Raw genomic sequence first — 16181 nt, forward strand, 5'->3', positions numbered from 1 at the left:
ATGCGTGCAACGCAACAAGTGCAGAAGAAGCGCCACCATGATAATGCGATGCCTCTACTTCTTGCTCGACACCCGCGACGGAATCGCGCTCGTGCACGCCGCCACACATCCCAGCACGAGCGCAACGCCGGTCACGACCAGCGCGCCATTCGCGAGTCCCACGCCCGCCGCCACGACCGAGCAGGCGGCATAACCGTTCAACGCAGCGATAAACACCGGGTACGCGCGATCAGCGAGCGCCATGGCGAGGTAGGCGGCGATCAGCGCCACCATCGCGCCGATGATCACCACCGCGACCGCACCGCCCTCGAACCCCGCCGTATAAGCGATCACCGTGCACAACGCGGCGCACGCGAAGTGCATGCCGCTGGCGGGCGTGTTGAAGAACACGCCATTGAGCGCGCGGATGCGCGACCCGACGCGCAGGTACCCGGCCGCAAACACAACGATCACCGCCGATGACCCGCCGAGCGCAGTCCACCCGAGCGATGCCCCGGTATCGAGTCCAAGCGCATGGTCCGCCGATGCCGACGCCAGCGCCGCCAGCGCAAGCGCACTTTGCAGCGACGCGGGCGTGGCCTTGCCGGAGCGCGGTGTCAACACGGCAAACGCCGCAATGGCGAGCGCCACGAGCATCGATTCGAAGCCAGTCGCCATGGCGTAGGCCACGATCACGGCCGCGCCGACGCCCGCGGCATCGCGCAATGCCTGTTGCCGAGCCGGCGATACCGCGCCCGGTGTGCGCAGACTCTGTACCGATGCAATCACCGCTAACGCACACCAGACCCCGTCGAGCATCGATTTATCCGTGTTGGAAATTTTGTTGATGAAACGTGACGAAGGTATCGAATTCCTGCGCGTGGCGCCATTGCGGAAAGCGCGCATCCGCGCATGAAACGATCAATCCAAGATCAGATCGCGCCCAGGCTGCGCAGCGTCGCGATCTGGTCGGCCGAGTAGCCGAGTTCTGTCATGACCTCGTCGGTGTGTTCACCTAAAAGCGGTGAACGCGTGACCTCGGTGGGGCTGTCGGAGAGTTTGATCGGGTTGCCGACCGTCAGGTATTTGCCGCGCACCGGATGATCCACTTCCACGATCGTCCCCGTCTTTCGCAGTGACGTGTCCTCGGCAATTTCCTTCATCGACAAGATCGGTCCGCACGGAATGTCGTGTTGATTCAGGATGTCCATTGCTTCGAACTTGGTCTTGGTCATGGTCCACTGTTCGATCTCGGCGAAGATGTCCTTCAGATGAGGAAGCCTTGCCGCCGCCGTGCTGAAGTCCGGATGATCGATCCATTCCGGCTTGCCGACCACATTGCAGATTGCGCCCCACACGGGCGCCTGCGTGATGAAGTAGATGTATGCGTTCGGGTCCGTCTCCCAGCCCTTGCACTTCAGGATCCAGCCTGGCTGCCCGCCGCCCGATGCGTTGCCCGCACGCGGCACTGCCTCGCCGAACTCGCCGTTCGGATATTGCGGATATTCCTTCATCACGCCGGTGCGTTCGAGGCGCTGCTGATCGCGCAGTTTCACGCGGCACAGGTTGAGCACGCCGTCCTGCATGGCCGCGAGCACCTTCTGGCCGCGGCCCGTCGCGTTGCGCTGGTAGAGCGCGGTGACGATCCCGAGCGCCAGGTGCAGTCCGGTGCCCGAATCGCCGATTTGAGCGCCGCTGACAACGGGCGGGCCGTCATCGAAACCTGTTGTCGATGCTGCGCCGCCGGTGCATTGCGCGACATTCTCGTAGACCTTGTAGTCCTCGTAGGGTCCTGGTCCGAAGCCTTTCACCGATGCCACGATCATCTTTGGATTCAGTTCCTGGATGCGTTCCCAGGTGAAGCCCATGCGGTCGAGTGCGCCTGGCGCGAAGTTTTCGACCAGCACGTCGCAGCTTTTTACGAGCGATTCGAGGACCTTCTTGCCTTCGGGATTTTTCGTATCGATGGTCACCGAGCGTTTGTTGTGGTTCAGCATCGTGAAGTAGAGGCTGTCGGCGTCGGGGACATCGCGGAGTTGTTCGCGGGTGATATCGCCGATGCCGGCGCGTTCGACCTTGATGACGTCGGCGCCGAACCATGCGAGGAGTTGGGTGCAGGTCGGGCCTGACTGGACATGTGTGAAGTCGAGGATGCGGACGCCGGTGAGGGCTTTGCTCATGGGGGCTCGGGGCCGTGGGGCCAAGGTGTTTTTTTGGATGCTGCCGCTGGGTCGTTCTTGTTTTTGCTGTGATATACAATATTCCAAGTGCTGGCGGAGTCAAGAGGGTGTTTTCCAGAGGCTCGGCGTGGAGGGGACGTTTTTTTGTGGTCGGAGTTGATGCTGGGTTGTTGCTCTTTAGGCTATCGCACGTTCATTGCTGTCTGATTTCTCCAGCACTGTTAGCCACTGTGCGTGGCGGCACTTCATTTCACGAGTTTTGCGCTGGCGCTCGGGTCAATGTTTTTCGTGGTCTGGGTTGATGCCGGGTTGTTGTTCTTCAGGCTATCGCGCGTTCATTGCCGTCTGATTTCTTTAGCACTGTTAGCCACTGTGCGTGGCGGCACTTCATTTCACGAGTTTTGCGCTGGCGCTCGGGTCAATGTTTTTCGTGGTCTGGGTTGATGCCGGGTTGTTGCTCTTCAGGCTATCGCGCGTTCATTGCTGTCTGATTTCTTTAGCACTTTTAGCCACTGTGCGTGGCGGCACTTCATTTCTTTGTCCAACGGCGACAAAGAAACGAAGCAAAGAAAACGCCTCCCAACCGCTAATTCTTAAGTGTCCCGAGCGTGCAATGACAACTGTTTGGTACGTCAGAAGAACGGTTGCCGCCATAACCACGAACACTTGAAACCCTCCCCCTCCGTCAACCGCAACCCACACGCTTCGCCACCAGTTTGGGAGTCCATTAATTAGGCCTCCCCGCTGCGCGCGCTGGCGCCCAAACAAATGGATGGCTGTACTGGTTCCGTTGTATCCGGGCTTGCATGGGACCCCGGCGGCAAAGTCCTGTGCGGGTCAAGACCTGCGGAGCTGTTATGGCTTAACCCGTTGTTATGTCTTGGCCAGGTTTCCGTATTGACTGCCACAATTACTGGTGGCGAAGCGTGTGGGTATCTGATGACGGAGGGGGAGGGTTTCAACTGTTGGTGGTTATGTCGATAACCGTTCTTCTGAAGTACCAAACAGTTGTCAGTGCACGCTCGGGACACTTATGTGCCCTCGGTTGAGAGGCGTTTTCTTTGCTTCGTTTCTTTGTCGCCGTTGGACAAAGAAATGAAGTGCCGCCACGCACAGTGGCTAAAAGTGCTAAAGAAATCAGACAGCAATGAACGCGCGGCAGCCTAAAGAGCAGCAACCCGGCATCAACCCAGACCACAAAAAACATTGACCCGAGCGCCAGCGCAAAACCCGTGGAATGAAGTCCCGCCACGGACAGTGGCTAATAGCGCTAAAAAAGCGAGAAAGAACAGAACGCGCGTAAACGCAAAAAGCAGCAACCCGGCATAAAACCCGACCGCTGCTTTTAAACTTAAAAAACCAAAACCCGGCCCAAGCGCCAGCGCCCCACCCGCCTAATCCAGAAAATCGCAATTCTTTTGCACGAACGCGGCCAGATCCAGCGAATGCTGCCTGACCAATCTCTCGACCAATTCGGTATCCCGCGCTTCAAGCGCTTCAATAATCCTCATATGATCCTCGATCGATCTCGCTGCCCGGTCGCTTTGCGAAATCGTCATCTTCCGGATTGCCCGCACGTGCACAAATATATTCTTGATCGTATCGAAGAGAATCTGCGACTTGCTCAACTGCACAATCGCCTGGTGAAAGGCAATATTCGCCTCCGAATACTCATCAATATGCTCAGCCGGCGCCGTATTCTGAAAATGATCGAACATATGACGAAGCGAAGCGATCTCTTCATCCGTCGCGCGTTGAGTCGCGAGCCTCGCCGCCATGCTCTCAAGCGCGGCCCACATGTTGATCATCTCGACAATCTCGTGCTTGGTCTTGCGCACGATGTAAATCCCACGACGCGGCACCGTGCGCAGAAAACCTTCCTGCTCGAGTAACGTCATGGCCTCGCGTATAGGCGTACGACTCACACCCAACGCTTCGGTCAAATCCTTCTCGTCCAGCCTGATCTCTTCCCGCGAACGATAAATATCCGCTTCCGATATGGCCTGACGCAGCCGGGCATAAGCCTGATCACGCAACGAAACCGTCGCATTGATCGGCGCCAGCGAAAGCGTCACACCCGCAGCCCTCGGCTCCAGCCGCGGTTCGAGAATATTGGCAGACGTTGCAGCAACTTCAGTATCAGATGGCATTGATGGCTTGATGTCCAAGGTTCCGCGCGCCCGTCGTCGCCCGTGTACCCGTGCTGCCGCCCTGATCGTCCGCTGCCAGTCCGGCATAACGACCATTTTCCTGCGCACGCTGCAACACGTCTTGCGGCAACGCCGACGCCAGTGCAAACGTCACACCAACACCACCCGCTACCAAGGCAACTCCGATCACGACTAACAAAGCGATACTCATTTCCGGCTCCTAGTGGTTAACCTCAAGAGCCTTCAGTATATGTTGCGTCGCAATGCAACGCAACATATTTCGTATGTGATATATCAGAAACAACAACCCTTCCTTGATGGAAGTTTAAGCGGCTTTCCGGGAGCGTGTGAAGGATTCAATGGTTTTGATGCGCGGACGCGCCGTGCCTTGATTCACGCCCTCGCGCAGCTTGATGAGCGCGAGCACAGCATCGATCATTGGCGTCTTTACGCCAAGCTTTCGGCCGATTTCCTGAACGACGGTTACGATCGGATCGATTTCCATTGGCCGGCGGGCTTCGCAGTCGAGCAGCATCGACGTCTTGTGCGAACCCACGGCGCCTGCGCCATCGATGCGCTTTTCAATATCGACACGAAAATGCACGCCAAGCCGTTCCGCGATTTCCTGCGCCTCCAACATCATGCTGCGCGCCAGATCGCGCACGGCCGGATCGCTGGTCAATACATCGAGCGTCGCGCCGGTCAGTGCGCTGATCGGATTGACGCAGACACTTCCCCAGAGCTTGAGCCAGATTTCGTCGCGGATGTCGTCGCGCATCGGCGCTTCCATGTCGGCGGCGGCCATGATGTCGTGGAACGCCTGCAGTCGCGGCGTGATCTGCCCATCGGGCTCGCCGATGGGAAATTTCTTGCCATGGACATGGCGGATCACGCCGGGCTCGAGAATGATGGCAGCGGGATTGAGCACGCAGCCAATCGCGCGCTCGGGTCCGAGGATCTGCCATTGGCGACCGCCCGGATCGACGCTTTCAAGTGTCGTGCCCGACAACGCGCCGCCATGATCGTGGAAGTACCAGTACGGCAAGCCGTTGACGGCGGTGATGACGGCGGTATCGGGGCCAAGTAATGGCGGCATCTGGTCGACGACACCCGGAACCGAGTGCGCCTTCAACGCGATGATCACGAAGTCCTGTGCTCCCAGTTCAGCAGGATCGTGGGTGAATCGGGCCTTGACGGTATGCTCTTGTCCTTCGATTTGCAGGCGCAGGCCGTTAGCTTGCATCGCGGCGAGATGCGGCCCGCGTGCAACAAAGCTGACGTCCGCGCCAGCTCTCGCAAGCTGCCCACCCATGTAACCGCCAATCGCACCCGCTCCGTAAATGCAGATTTTCATCGTCGTCTCCTGAATCTTTTATCTTTCTGATATACAACATATTAGATTTCAGTATTGGGCAGCGCTCGCGAAAGCGCAAGGACAATGAACAATAAAAAAGCGCGGTCCTGTCGAGGGAGCCGCGCTTTTTTAAAGGTTGGAATGAACGCTCAGGCGTCAGCCGTTTGCAGCAGCTTGTGCTCCTCGCGATACGACGAAACGACGTGGGTCCAGATGCGTCTCGCTTGCGATTCCAGCGTACGTTCCCGATGCTTCGCGAGCACGATATTGCGGCTCACCGGCGGCGACAACCGCACCGCTTGAACCAGCGCATGCGCTGGCGCGGGCCAGGCGTGCATCGGCTGGATGCCGATCCCGAGACCCGTCGCGACCATCTGCACGATGCTCGCCGCTTGCGTCAGGCGCTGCACCCTGACGTTCGATACCCCTTGCTGGCCAAGCGCGTCGGCGATCATGTCGGCGCTGCCGGCGGTATCGTCGAGAAGGAACAGGTCGGCGCCGCTCAGCTCGCGCCATCGAACCGTTGCATTCGATGCCAGCGGATGACGCGCCGGCACGATCGCGCAAAAGGTATCGGAGAACAGCGTCTCAGTGGACAAGTCGCGACTTTCCTGCGGCTCGATCAGGATGGCCAGATCGGCGTCGCCCGAACGCAGCATGTCGAGCACGCGGTCTTGCGGCGCGTCGTGCAGCTTGAGCGAGAGATTCGGATAGCTCGCCCGGCAGGACGCAAGCAGCGCCGGAACGACTGAAGCAACCACGCTTGCGCTGCATGCAATCGATACCGCGCCGCTTTCCGCCGTCGATACCTCTTGCCCAAACCGCAGCGCGACTTCGAGTTCATCGACGAGGAGCGCGATGCGGGGAAGCAAGGCGCGGCCCGTATCGGTGAGCGCGACGTGGCGCGTGGTGCGATCGAAGAGCCGCAAGTCAAGCAGCTCTTCCAGCTCCCTGATGCTGCGGCTCGCCGCCGATTGCGTCACGCCGAGCGCGTTGCCGGCCTGCGTGAAGCTCCGGTGTTCGGCAAGGGTGACGAACAGGCGCAACTGCTGCAAGGACACGCCGGACCCCTTCAGCCCTGCTTCGGCGACGAGATTCCTGCTCATTGCGCCGACGAATTGCGCGGTGTTTCGGACCAGGCGGTCTGGAACGAAGCGGCATCGAGCCGGCTGGATTCGGCCACCGTATTGTCGATCCAGCGCTTTCTCATCGGCGCCAGGACGAACTTGGCGCACAAACCGGCTGCAATCGAGATGGTCGCCGTCGCGATGAACACCGCATCCCACGAACCGATCGCCGACAGCACCGACGCCAGCGGCACAAGCATGGAAGCCGTGCCCTTCGCCGTGTACAAGGTACCGGCGTTGGCAGCAGCGTACTTGCTGCCGAATGTATCCGCGCAGGTTGCAGGGAAGATCGAGAAGATTTCGCCCCAGCACAGGAACGTGATCGCCGCGAAGAACATGAAGAGATACGGGTTGTGGCCGAACTCCATCAGCCCGAGCAACGCAATCCCTTCGCCGATAAAGATGAAGAACATCGTGTTCTCACGGCCGATCTTGTCGGAGATCCAGCCGCACAAGGGACGCGTGAAACCGTTGCAAAGGTTATCGATGGAAAGCGCCATCGTAAGCAGCGGCAGCGTGACGCCGAGAATGCTGACCGGCATCTTGGCGAAGCCGTATTCCTTCGCGATCGGACCGAGTTGCGCCGTGGCGATCACGCCGCCGGCAGCCACGAACACGAACATCAGGTACAGCACCCAGAACAAAGGTGAGCGGACCATCTGCCCCGTCGTGTAATCGATCTTCGATGCCACCACGCGCTTCGCCGGAACCGCATGTGCGGGCGGACGCGGACGCACCAGCATCAACGCAAGCAGGAAGATGCAGACGCCCTGGAAGATGCCGAAGAACATGAATGCGTGTTCATAGCCCGAGGTCTGGATCATGTTCGAGATAGGGATCACCGTGACCGCCGCACCTGCGCCGAAACCGGCTGCCGTCAGGCCCGCTGCAAGACCACGCTTGTCCGGAAACCACTTGAGCGCCGTGCCCACGCACGTGCCGTACACGCAACCGGCGCCGATCCCGGCGATGACCGCCGCGATATACAGGTGGTAGAGGCTAGTGGCGTTGGCATCGATGATCCAGCCAATCGCCGCGCAAATCGAGCCGCCGATGACAACCGGACGCGGGCCGAATTTATCGACGAGCCAACCTTCGAGCGGCACGAGCCACGTTTCCGTCACGATGAACACCGTGAATGCCGTTTGAATCGCGGCCTGTCCCCAGTGGTGTTTTGCATCCATTGGGACAACGAACAAGGTCCACGCGTATTGCAGGTTGGCAACCAGCCCCATGCAAATGATGCCGATGGCAAGCTGCGCCCATCGGTTGTTATGCACCCCGCGTTTCGGGTTGCTTCCGGCGGGTGCCGTGAGCGTATCTGCGTTTGCCATGTCTGTCTCCGTTATGTATCGGCGCTCGTGCGGCGCGTAATCGACTGCGGCTCAACGGTGTCATCGGGTTGCATGCGTCTTTTGCGCAAGTTCCACCTGGCACCGGTGCGAGAGTTGGTTTTTGGTCGGTCAGGGTCCTGGTTCAGAGCCCCACGCAGCGAGCCGCAGCCGCGAGTGAAACACCGGCCGAAGGACTGAGGGAGCTGTCGGGAAAATCATGTAAAGGCACATCCAGTGTTCTTTTGTTGAGCGGACCGGAACGCTTGGCTGCACCGTGCCGGAGGTCTGTGTTTCTTCGCCCTTCTCCGCTCGCTTCATGGCGCCTTGTCCGTTATCACCTTACGGAACTGGCGCACGTTGAAAGCATGCTGCGGGAGAAAAACGATTAGGGAAAGTTAGAAAAATTTATTGTATAAATTCAGGATCGTTTATGGATGGAGACATGGTGATGATGCGCAACGCGACGTTCAGGCAACTCAAAATATTCGAAACCGTCGCCCGAAGACTCAGCTTTTCCCGAGCCGCCGAGGAGCTCTACCTCACGCAGCCGGCGGTTTCCACGCAGGTGAAGCAACTCGAGGAGCACGCCGGCCTGCCGCTCTTCGAGCAGCTCGGGAAGAAGATCTACCTGACGAGCGCAGGGGTCGAAATGCTCCATCACAGCCGCGCAATCCTCGAACAATTCCGCGAAGCCGACGACGCCATGGCCCGTCTTAAGGGTATTTCCGGAGGCACGCTCAACGTGGCGGTCATCAGCGCGGGCGATTATTTTTTTCCGCGCCTGCTCGCCGAATTCACCAAGCGCAATCCCGACGTCAAGCTCAACCTCGCGGTGCATAACCGTGAGGAACTGCTGCACCAGCTCACCGACAACCTCACCGACCTGGCCATCATGGTTCGGCCGCCGAAAGACATGGACACCGACAACGTGTCTTTCGCGCCGCATCCGTACGTGATCGTCGCGCCGCCGGATCATCCGCTGGTCGGCGTGAAGAACATCCCGCTCGAGTCGCTCTCCGAGGAGCCGTTCATCGTGAGAGAACGGGGTTCGGACACCTGGAATTCCATGGAAGAAGGGTTTGCTGGAAGGCTCAAGTCGCTCAACGTCGCCATGGAGATCACCAGCACGGAGACCATCAAGCAGGCCGTGATCGCGGGCATGGGCATCAGCTTCCTGTCCGCTCACACGATCGCCATGGAACTGCAGGTCGGGCGTCTTGCCGTGCTCGATATCAAGGGTTTTCCCGTCATGCTCAACTGGTATCTCGTGCATCGCCACAACAAGCGCCTTCCGGCCGTAGCGGCAGCGTTCAAGCAGTTCCTGATCGATGAAGGTGCGGCGCAAATCTCGGCGATAACGCATATCGGGTAAACCATTTATTAGGTATTCTGAATAGTCACGGTAAAAAACTGTGACTATCGTCTATGGATCATTTTTTCTATCCTGCAGTTAAGCAACACGGCCAACCAGGAGACAAACCATGATCCGTTCACACGCCACCACCGCCGCCGACGAGCGCGAACTGCAAACGCAACTCTGCGCATACAACAGCGCCTTCGAAGAACTCGACCTGATGTTTCGCTGGGACGCCGATACGCTCAAGGCGCTCTCCGGCGCACCCAACGACCAGGCGCGCATTGCGCGCTACATCGAAGTCCACTGCCCGCATCTGCTCAAGGCCTACAGTGCGGAATTTCTCTGCCAGGCCATCGTCGACAAGAAAAACGCCTACTACGACGCCTGCAGTGCCACGACCATCGCTCGCGCCGACGACACCCGCGGCGCCAAGATGTGGCGTCCCGAGTACGACACCGCGCGTGCAGCGGCTTGATCTACCGGAAACGGCCAGCTAGATGACAGCAGGCCGTCTTCCTCGTGCGCCCTTCAACCGCCCGGTTTGCCTTCGAGTTCGGTCAGACGTTTCTTCAGGTTGCGTTCTTCGGTGAAGCGGGTGGTTTCGTCGCGGATGACGGCGACGATGCCCGTCACCACGGCGTCCGGTCCCGCCGAATGGAGCAACGCGACCGTGAACGCAATCGATAAAGTCCGCCCGTCCTTGTGCACGGCAGGAACACGCAACACGTCGTGGCCATAGCGCGTTTCGCCGGTTGCCATGGTCTTTTCGTAGCCCGTCCAGTGACGCCCTCGCAATCGCTCGGGAATGATGATGTCGAGCGAATGGCCGAGCGCTTCATCGGGCGTGAACCCGAACATGCGCTCTGCTGCGGGATTCCATAACGTGATGGCCCCGCTTGCATCGGAGATCACGATGGCGTCGCCGATCACGTCGACCAGTTGTTCGAAATCGATTGGGGATGTTTTTGTATTCACAGCGCTGCTCATGGTCGAAGCACCCTCGTTAAAACATGCAGCGCTGTGAGTTCGTGAAAACCCACAGCGCCGCAGTTACGCGTTCAAACCGCTTGAGCGTCGTGCAGCTTGCTGATCTGGTCGCTGCTGTAACCGAGGCTTGCAAGCACTTCGTCCGTGTGTTCGCCGAGCAAAGGTGACGCCGTGATGTCCGGCTTCATGTCGGAGAACTTGATCGGGCTGCCCACGGTCAGGTACGAGCCGCGTTCCTTGTGCTGGACTTCCGTGATCGTGCCGCTCTCGCGCAGCGACGGATCGTTGGCCAGTTCCTTCATCGTCAGGACTGGTGCGCATGGAATGTCGAACTTGCGCAGGATATCGACGGCTTCGAACTTGGTTTTGTCGGCGAGCCAGGTTTCGATGGTCGCGAAGATGTCGAAGATATGCGGCTGGCGTGCCGAGGCGGTGTTGTACTTCGGATCCTCGATCCATTCCGGCTTGCCGATCGCCTTGCAGATCGGCGCCCACGCGTGGCCCTGGATCGTGAAGTAGATGTACGAGTTCGGGTCCGTTTCCCAGCCCTTGCACTTGAGCACCCAGCCCGGCTGACCGCCGCCGCCGGCATTGCCGCCGCGTGGGACGACATCGCTGAATTCACCGTGCGGGTATTGCGGATACTCTTCCAGATAGCCCAGGCGGTCGAGGCGCTGCTGATCGCGCAGTTTCACGCGGCACAGATTCAGCACGCTGTCCTGCATCGATACCGCCACCTTCTGGCCCTTGCCGGTTTTGTCGCGGCCAATCAATGCCGTCAAAATGCCAATGGCCAGGTGCATGCCCGTGTTGCTGTCGCCGAGCGCGGCTGCGCTGATGGTCGGAGGACCGTCCCAGAAACCGGTCGTCGATGCCGATCCGCCCGCGCACTGCGCCACGTTTTCGTAGACCTTGAGGTCGTCGTAATGATGGCCGTCACTGAAGCCCTTGACGGACGCCAAAATCATCTTCGGGTTCAGTTCCTTGATGTGCTCCCACGGGAACCCCATCCGGTCGAGTGCGCCCGGCCCGAAATTCTCGACCATCACGTCCGATTCCTTGATGAGCTTTTCGAGCACTTCCTTGCCTTCGGGCTTCTTGGTGTCGAGCGTGAGCGACTTCTTGTTGCTGTTCAACATGGTGAAGTACAGCGCATCCACGTTCGGGATATCGCGCAATTGCGTGCGCGTCACGTCGCCGGAACCGGGACGTTCGACCTTGATCACGTCCGCACCGAACCACGCGAGCAACTGCGTGCAAGCCGGTCCGGCCTGAACGTGCGTGAAGTCGATGATCTTGATGCCTTCGAGGGGCCTGGTCATGGCTTTTGTCTCCTGACTGACTGGATTAGTTGGTGTGTTGGATAAAGCGCAAGGGGAAGAGAGAGGCGCGTCAAGCGTGCTGGGATGTGTTGTCTCCTCTTCGAGGCGTCTATTGGCGCGGTGCCTACGGGCAACCGTGGTTTCTTGTGATATACAATATTCCGAACACAGTATTAGTCAAGGATATTTATTCTTTGAACAGGACGTGACGCAATGCAGCAGGCGCGATTACGCCGATGGCGCGAGCGCCACAGCGATTGCCTGTTGCAGTGCAAAAGAGAGGAAAAAGGGAGGCTTGTGGGATCGTCGTCCGCAGGGAGCGAACGACGGCACGGCGGGGAGAACCCTAAGCAGTGGCCGGTCGGCTATCCGATCCGACCCGCCACCTTTGCGGCGTCACCCCTTCCCATTGGTTGAACGCACGCGAAAACGAGTTGACCTCCTCGAAACCGAGGAACCAAGCGATTTCTCCCGCGCCGAGGTCCGTGCTCCCAAGCAGCCTGCGCGCAATCCGGTTGCGCACCCGATCCAGCAATTGCTGGTAAGTCGTGCCATCGACGGCGAGTCTTCTTTGCAGCGTCCTCGAACTGATGCCCATTTCATGCGCGAGTGCATCGACGCTTGGCCGTTGCCCGCGCATGCTCCGCGCAATTACCGCCTCGACCTGATCTGAGAAGGTCTGCGTACGGCTGAGTTCGGCGATACCGGCATCGAGCTGAGGTAAAACGGCCGCCAGCAAATCCGCGTTATGCGTGACGAAGGGCAGCGCGAGCGCGGCGGTATCGAAGACGATCACGTCTTGTGGCGCGTCGAAGACGATCTCGCAACCGTAATGGCGCGCGAACATCGTCCGGTTCGACGCCCGGCGCGTCAGTTCCACGCGGCGCGGCTTGATCTCGATGCCCGAACCGCGCCGGGCCATCGCCAGCGCAGATGCAAACATTGCGTCGGCAAGAAGATCGGGGAGGTTGCCATCGGCGAGAAGCCAGCGGAATGCAACCGACGCTTCGGCGCCGTTGATATCGACGATGACCTCTTCCGGACAGCTTAGCCGCTTGTAGCGGCCGAGCTTGGCGAGGGCATCGCGGAAATTCGCGGAATGCAGCGCGGCGAGCGACATGATGTCGAGCTGCCCGTGCGAAGTTTGCTCGCCGATGCGCAAGCCGATCGCCGGATCGCGGCTCACCTGCGCAATGGCTTCCCACAACGCGAAGTACTTCTGCGTCGTGACGCGCAGCCGCGGCGGCTCGGCGTTGGCTGGCGGCGGCCACGCAATGCCGGCCGCACGGAAAGTGCGCGCGACGTCCACGCCCAGCGTGTTGAGCCGGGCGATCAGCGCGGGACTGATGGGAACGCCGTCTGTTTTCATGGGCCTCGATTTAGTCGGTCGCTTTCTGCTTCACGATATCGAGTTTATCGATAAGACCGCGCCAGCCGGTTGCATCGTCGGCATCGGTGGACATGCTCAAGTCGCGCCATTGCGCGTCCATCGCGCCGCGCGCCTCGTGCAATTGTCCCGCGATATGCACGGCGTCGCTGCCCAAAAGCAGACGCAGCGGCGGTTCGTCCACTTCCGCGATGCTCAGGATCGCCTGCGCGGCTTTCGCCGGATCGCCGACGGGCTTGTGCGAATTCCGGTACTCCAGCAAAGGCGCGATGCTCTGCGCATAGTCGGGACCGGGAGCGTGGATGGTCATCGAGGAACCCGCCCAGTCCGTGCGGAAACCGCCCGGCTCGACAATCGTCACCTTGATCCCGAGCGGCGCGACTTCCTTCGCGAGCACTTCGGAAAAGCCCTCGACCGCCCATTTAGCCGATTGATAAGCGGCCAGGCCTGGCGAACCGACACGTCCGCCTATCGATGAAACCTGGATGATGTGCCCGCTGCGCTGTGCGCGAAGGACCGGCAGCGCCGCTCGCGTGACGTTCGCGACGCCGTAGAAATTGGTTTCCATTTGCGCGCGGAAATCGGCGTCGTCACCTTCTTCGATCGATGCAATGTTGCCGTAGCCCGCGTTGTTCACGACCACATCGAGACGGCCGAACGCGCTGACGGCTTCCTGCACGGCGGCGCGTGCCGACGCGGGATCGGTGACATCGAGTGCGACGGCGCGCACGCGCTCGCCGTATTGCTCGACGAGCGCGTGAAGGTCCTCAGGACGACGCGCGGTCGCGACCAGAAGATGCCCCGCCGCGAGAACTGCTTTTGCCAACTCGTGGCCGATGCCACGCGAACTGCCGGTGATAAGCCAGACTGACGACATGAGGCGCTTCCTTTTAACGATGAACGAGGTAAATGCGTTCACCGATTCTAGGAGCGAGCCCTCGGCGGCACTAATCCGATCGCGCCAACGTGCAATCGGATTGCGCCAGGCCGTTGGAACAGTCAGCCGTGGCCCTTCTCGCTGTCCAGATGCGCCATTTGCGCTGCGGCATACCGGTCGCCCGCTGCTGCACCCTTCGGAACGGCCTGTTCGATTGCGGCGAGGTCATCGGCCGAAAGCGTGACGTCGAGCGCGCCCAGTGCTTCGGTCAGGCGCTCGCGCCGACGCGCTCCGATCAGCGGCACGATGTCCTTGCCCTGCGCCGCGACCCATGCAATCGCGATCTGCGCCACGGACACGCCCTTCGCTTGTGCGATTCGCCGCAGGGCATCGACGAGCTTCAGATTGCGCTCGGCGTTTTCACCCTGGAAGCGCGGACTATGCGCGCGGAAATCGCTGCCCGCCAGATTCTGCGCGGGCATCCAGTGCCCGCTGATCAGCCCGCGTGACAACACGCCATACGCCGTCACGCCGACGCCAAGCGTGCGGCAAGTATCGAGAATATTGTCTTCGATACCGCGCGAAAGCAGCGAATACTCGATCTGCAAATCGGCGATCGGATGCACGGTTGCGGCGCGGCGGATGGTGTCCGAGCCGACTTCCGACAGCCCGATGTGCCGCACATACCCCGCCTTCACCAGATCCGCAATCCCGCCGATGCTTTCCTCGATAGGCACGTTCGGGTCGAGCCGCGCAGGACGATAGATATCGATGTAATCAAGCCCCAGTCGCTGCAGCGAATACGCAAGGAAATTCTTGATGGCTGCAGGCCGTGCGTCGTAACCTGCCCAGCCTCCCGCCGGGTCGCGCAACGCGCCGAACTTGACGCTGACGACGGCGGCCTCGCGTTTCGTACCCTTTAACGCTTCGCCGATCAGCGCTTCGTTATGGCCGCTGCCATAGAAATCGCCGGTATCGATGAGGTTGATGCCCGCGTCGAGCGCCGCGTGGATCGTGGCGATGCTTTCGCCGCGCTCCGACGGCCCGTACATGCCGGACATGCCCATGCAGCCGAGTCCGAGGGCGGACACTTGCGGTCCTGTTTTTCCGAGTTGACGCTGTTCCATGCTCTTTCTCCTGTTCGTGCCGGTGCGGATGCGATGACAGGAGTATGCGAGCCGCCCAAGCGTGCGACAATCCGGCCGTTACAGCACGGGCTGTACGGAAACACGCACAATGGACGATCCCGATCTCTCCGATCTCACCGCCTTCATGGCCGTCACTCAAGTACGCAGCTTCCGCGCGGCGGCGCGTGTGCGCGGCGTGTCCGCATCGGCATTGAGCGAGGCGATCCGGCGTCTTGAAGCGCGTCTCGGGGTCCGTTTGCTGAACCGGACCACGCGCAGCGTCACCGTGACGGAAGCGGGCCAGCGGTTGCTGGAACGCCTCGGGCCGGCGCTCGGCGAGATTGCCGGCGCGCTGGACGCGGTCAACAGTTTTCGGGACAGCCCGACCGGGACATTGCGCCTGAATGTCCCGACCATCGTTGCGATGCATGTCTTGCCGCCGATCGTCACGCGCTTTCTGGCCGCGCATCCAGGTATCAGGCTGGAGGTGGTATCGAACGATACGTTTATCGATGTGCTCGCAGCCGGTTTTGATGCCGGCATTCGCTACGACGAACGTCTGGAGCGCGACATGATCGCGGTGCCAATCGGCCCGCGCACGCAGCATTTCGTGGCGGCGGGTTCGCCCGCGTATTTCGAGAGACATGGCCTGCCCGGGCATCCGCGTGACTTGCTGGACCATGCGTGCATTGGCCACAGGTTTGCGAGCGGCGTGCTGGCAGCGTGGAATTTTGTGCGCGGCGACGAACAGGTTCGATTCACGCCGCAAGGACCGCTGGTGGCAACGACGTTGGCACTTGAAGTGGCCGCGGCGACCGCCGGCCTGGGCATGATCTATACCTTCGATGAATTCCTGCGTCCGCAAATCGACAGCGGCGCGCTCGTGCCGGTGCTCCACGAGTGGTGGGAGCACTTTTCAGGGCCGTTCCTGTACTACCCGAGCCGCACGCACATGCCCGCGCCGTTGCGTGCGTTCATCGATTTCGTGAAGGAAGAGTGA

The 16181-nt window shown here is 60.3% G+C and carries 15 protein-coding genes; 3 read left to right on the plus strand and 12 right to left on the minus strand.

Translation table 11 applies throughout. The features are described from left to right. Positions 1 to 54: 54 nt before the first annotated feature. The 7 genes from AXG89_RS16980 to oxlT form a co-directional block, all read right to left on the minus strand. Positions 55 to 798 (minus strand): hypothetical protein, encoded by a 744-nt coding sequence (locus AXG89_RS16980; RefSeq protein ID WP_119024666.1) that lies wholly within the window; start codon positions 796 to 798, stop codon positions 55 to 57. 113 nt (positions 799 to 911) lie between these two features. Next, positions 912 to 2159: a formyl-CoA transferase gene (gene frc, locus AXG89_RS16985; RefSeq protein WP_062171087.1), complete on the minus strand. Its 1248-nt coding sequence runs from the start codon at positions 2157 to 2159 to the stop codon at positions 912 to 914. A gap of 1394 nt (positions 2160 to 3553) precedes the next feature. After that, complete coding sequence (locus AXG89_RS16990) at positions 3554 to 4234, minus strand: GntR family transcriptional regulator (RefSeq protein ID WP_256700993.1); 681 nt, start codon at positions 4232 to 4234, stop codon at positions 3554 to 3556. 64 nt (positions 4235 to 4298) lie between these two features. Further along, positions 4299 to 4520 (minus strand): hypothetical protein, encoded by a 222-nt coding sequence (locus AXG89_RS16995; RefSeq protein WP_062171091.1) that lies wholly within the window; start codon positions 4518 to 4520, stop codon positions 4299 to 4301. Positions 4521 to 4634: 114 nt separating this feature from the next. Further along, on the minus strand, positions 4635 to 5663 hold the full coding sequence (locus AXG89_RS17000) for a 2-dehydropantoate 2-reductase (protein WP_062171093.1): 1029 nt from the start codon (positions 5661 to 5663) through the stop codon (positions 4635 to 4637). Between the two features lie 149 nt (positions 5664 to 5812). Continuing rightward, positions 5813 to 6769 (minus strand): LysR family transcriptional regulator, encoded by a 957-nt coding sequence (locus tag AXG89_RS17005; protein WP_062171095.1) that lies wholly within the window; start codon positions 6767 to 6769, stop codon positions 5813 to 5815. Beyond that, complete coding sequence (oxlT, locus tag AXG89_RS17010; RefSeq protein ID WP_062003057.1) at positions 6766 to 8124, minus strand: oxalate/formate MFS antiporter; 1359 nt, start codon at positions 8122 to 8124, stop codon at positions 6766 to 6768. The genes AXG89_RS17005 and oxlT overlap by 4 nt, the downstream gene beginning before the upstream one ends. Before the next feature lie 451 nt (positions 8125 to 8575). Here oxlT and AXG89_RS17015 point away from each other — a divergent pair, with 451 nt between their 5' ends. Together AXG89_RS17015 and AXG89_RS17020 are read left to right on the plus strand one after the other, a co-directional pair. After that, positions 8576 to 9496 carry a LysR family transcriptional regulator gene (locus AXG89_RS17015; protein ID WP_062003695.1) on the plus strand — a complete coding sequence of 307 codons (921 nt, stop codon included), beginning with the start codon at positions 8576 to 8578 and terminating at the stop codon, positions 9494 to 9496. 109 nt (positions 9497 to 9605) lie between these two features. Beyond that, positions 9606 to 9956, plus strand: coding sequence for a hypothetical protein (locus AXG89_RS17020; protein WP_062171096.1), 351 nt, complete (start codon positions 9606 to 9608; stop codon positions 9954 to 9956). Positions 9957 to 10009: 53 nt separating this feature from the next. Here AXG89_RS17020 and AXG89_RS17025 read toward each other — a convergent pair whose 3' ends face one another. The 5 genes from AXG89_RS17025 to AXG89_RS17045 all read right to left on the minus strand — a co-directional run bounded on the left by AXG89_RS17025 (position 10010) and on the right by AXG89_RS17045 (position 15181). Then, the gene (locus AXG89_RS17025) at positions 10010 to 10456 is read right to left on the minus strand and encodes a PAS domain S-box protein (RefSeq protein WP_236873450.1); all 447 of its coding nucleotides are present in this window, start codon (positions 10454 to 10456) and stop codon (positions 10010 to 10012) included. 83 nt (positions 10457 to 10539) lie between these two features. Further along, positions 10540 to 11790, minus strand: coding sequence for a formyl-CoA transferase (gene frc, locus AXG89_RS17030; RefSeq protein ID WP_062171100.1), 1251 nt, complete (start codon positions 11788 to 11790; stop codon positions 10540 to 10542). A 346-nt stretch (positions 11791 to 12136) separates the two neighbouring features. Continuing rightward, positions 12137 to 13159, minus strand: coding sequence for an AraC family transcriptional regulator (locus AXG89_RS17035; RefSeq protein ID WP_062171102.1), 1023 nt, complete (start codon positions 13157 to 13159; stop codon positions 12137 to 12139). A 10-nt stretch (positions 13160 to 13169) separates the two neighbouring features. Beyond that, positions 13170 to 14054, minus strand: a complete 885-nt coding sequence (locus AXG89_RS17040; protein WP_062171104.1) for an oxidoreductase — start codon at positions 14052 to 14054, stop codon at positions 13170 to 13172. Positions 14055 to 14176: 122 nt separating this feature from the next. Beyond that, a complete protein-coding gene (locus AXG89_RS17045) occupies positions 14177 to 15181 on the minus strand; it encodes an aldo/keto reductase (RefSeq protein WP_062171106.1) in 1005 nt (334 codons plus the stop codon). Between the two features lie 109 nt (positions 15182 to 15290). Between AXG89_RS17045 and AXG89_RS17050 the strand changes: the two genes are divergently transcribed. Beyond that, positions 15291 to 16181 carry a LysR family transcriptional regulator gene (locus AXG89_RS17050; protein WP_062171108.1) on the plus strand — a complete coding sequence of 297 codons (891 nt, stop codon included), beginning with the start codon at positions 15291 to 15293 and terminating at the stop codon, positions 16179 to 16181.

The organism is Burkholderia sp. PAMC 26561 (assembly GCF_001557535.2).
Classification (GTDB): domain Bacteria; phylum Pseudomonadota; class Gammaproteobacteria; order Burkholderiales; family Burkholderiaceae; genus Caballeronia.

Excerpts from the sequence above, each read along its gene's own strand:
- AXG89_RS16980 (WP_119024666.1), bottom strand. The coding sequence starts at position 798 with ATGCTCGACGGGGTCTGGTGTGCGTTAGCGGTGATTGCATCGGTACAG.
- frc (WP_062171087.1), bottom strand. The coding sequence starts at position 2,159 with ATGAGCAAAGCCCTCACCGGCGTCCGCATCCTCGACTTCACACATGTC.
- AXG89_RS16995 (WP_062171091.1), bottom strand. The coding sequence starts at position 4,520 with ATGAGTATCGCTTTGTTAGTCGTGATCGGAGTTGCCTTGGTAGCGGGT.
- AXG89_RS17000 (WP_062171093.1), bottom strand. The coding sequence starts at position 5,663 with ATGAAAATCTGCATTTACGGAGCGGGTGCGATTGGCGGTTACATGGGT.
- AXG89_RS17005 (WP_062171095.1), bottom strand. The coding sequence starts at position 6,769 with ATGAGCAGGAATCTCGTCGCCGAAGCAGGGCTGAAGGGGTCCGGCGTG.
- oxlT (WP_062003057.1), bottom strand. The coding sequence starts at position 8,124 with ATGGCAAACGCAGATACGCTCACGGCACCCGCCGGAAGCAACCCGAAA.
- AXG89_RS17015 (WP_062003695.1), top strand. The coding sequence starts at position 8,576 with ATGCGCAACGCGACGTTCAGGCAACTCAAAATATTCGAAACCGTCGCC.
- AXG89_RS17020 (WP_062171096.1), top strand. The coding sequence starts at position 9,606 with ATGATCCGTTCACACGCCACCACCGCCGCCGACGAGCGCGAACTGCAA.
- frc (WP_062171100.1), bottom strand. The coding sequence starts at position 11,790 with ATGACCAGGCCCCTCGAAGGCATCAAGATCATCGACTTCACGCACGTT.
- AXG89_RS17035 (WP_062171102.1), bottom strand. The coding sequence starts at position 13,159 with ATGAAAACAGACGGCGTTCCCATCAGTCCCGCGCTGATCGCCCGGCTC.
- AXG89_RS17040 (WP_062171104.1), bottom strand. The coding sequence starts at position 14,054 with ATGTCGTCAGTCTGGCTTATCACCGGCAGTTCGCGTGGCATCGGCCAC.
- AXG89_RS17045 (WP_062171106.1), bottom strand. The coding sequence starts at position 15,181 with ATGGAACAGCGTCAACTCGGAAAAACAGGACCGCAAGTGTCCGCCCTC.
- AXG89_RS17050 (WP_062171108.1), top strand. The coding sequence starts at position 15,291 with ATGGACGATCCCGATCTCTCCGATCTCACCGCCTTCATGGCCGTCACT.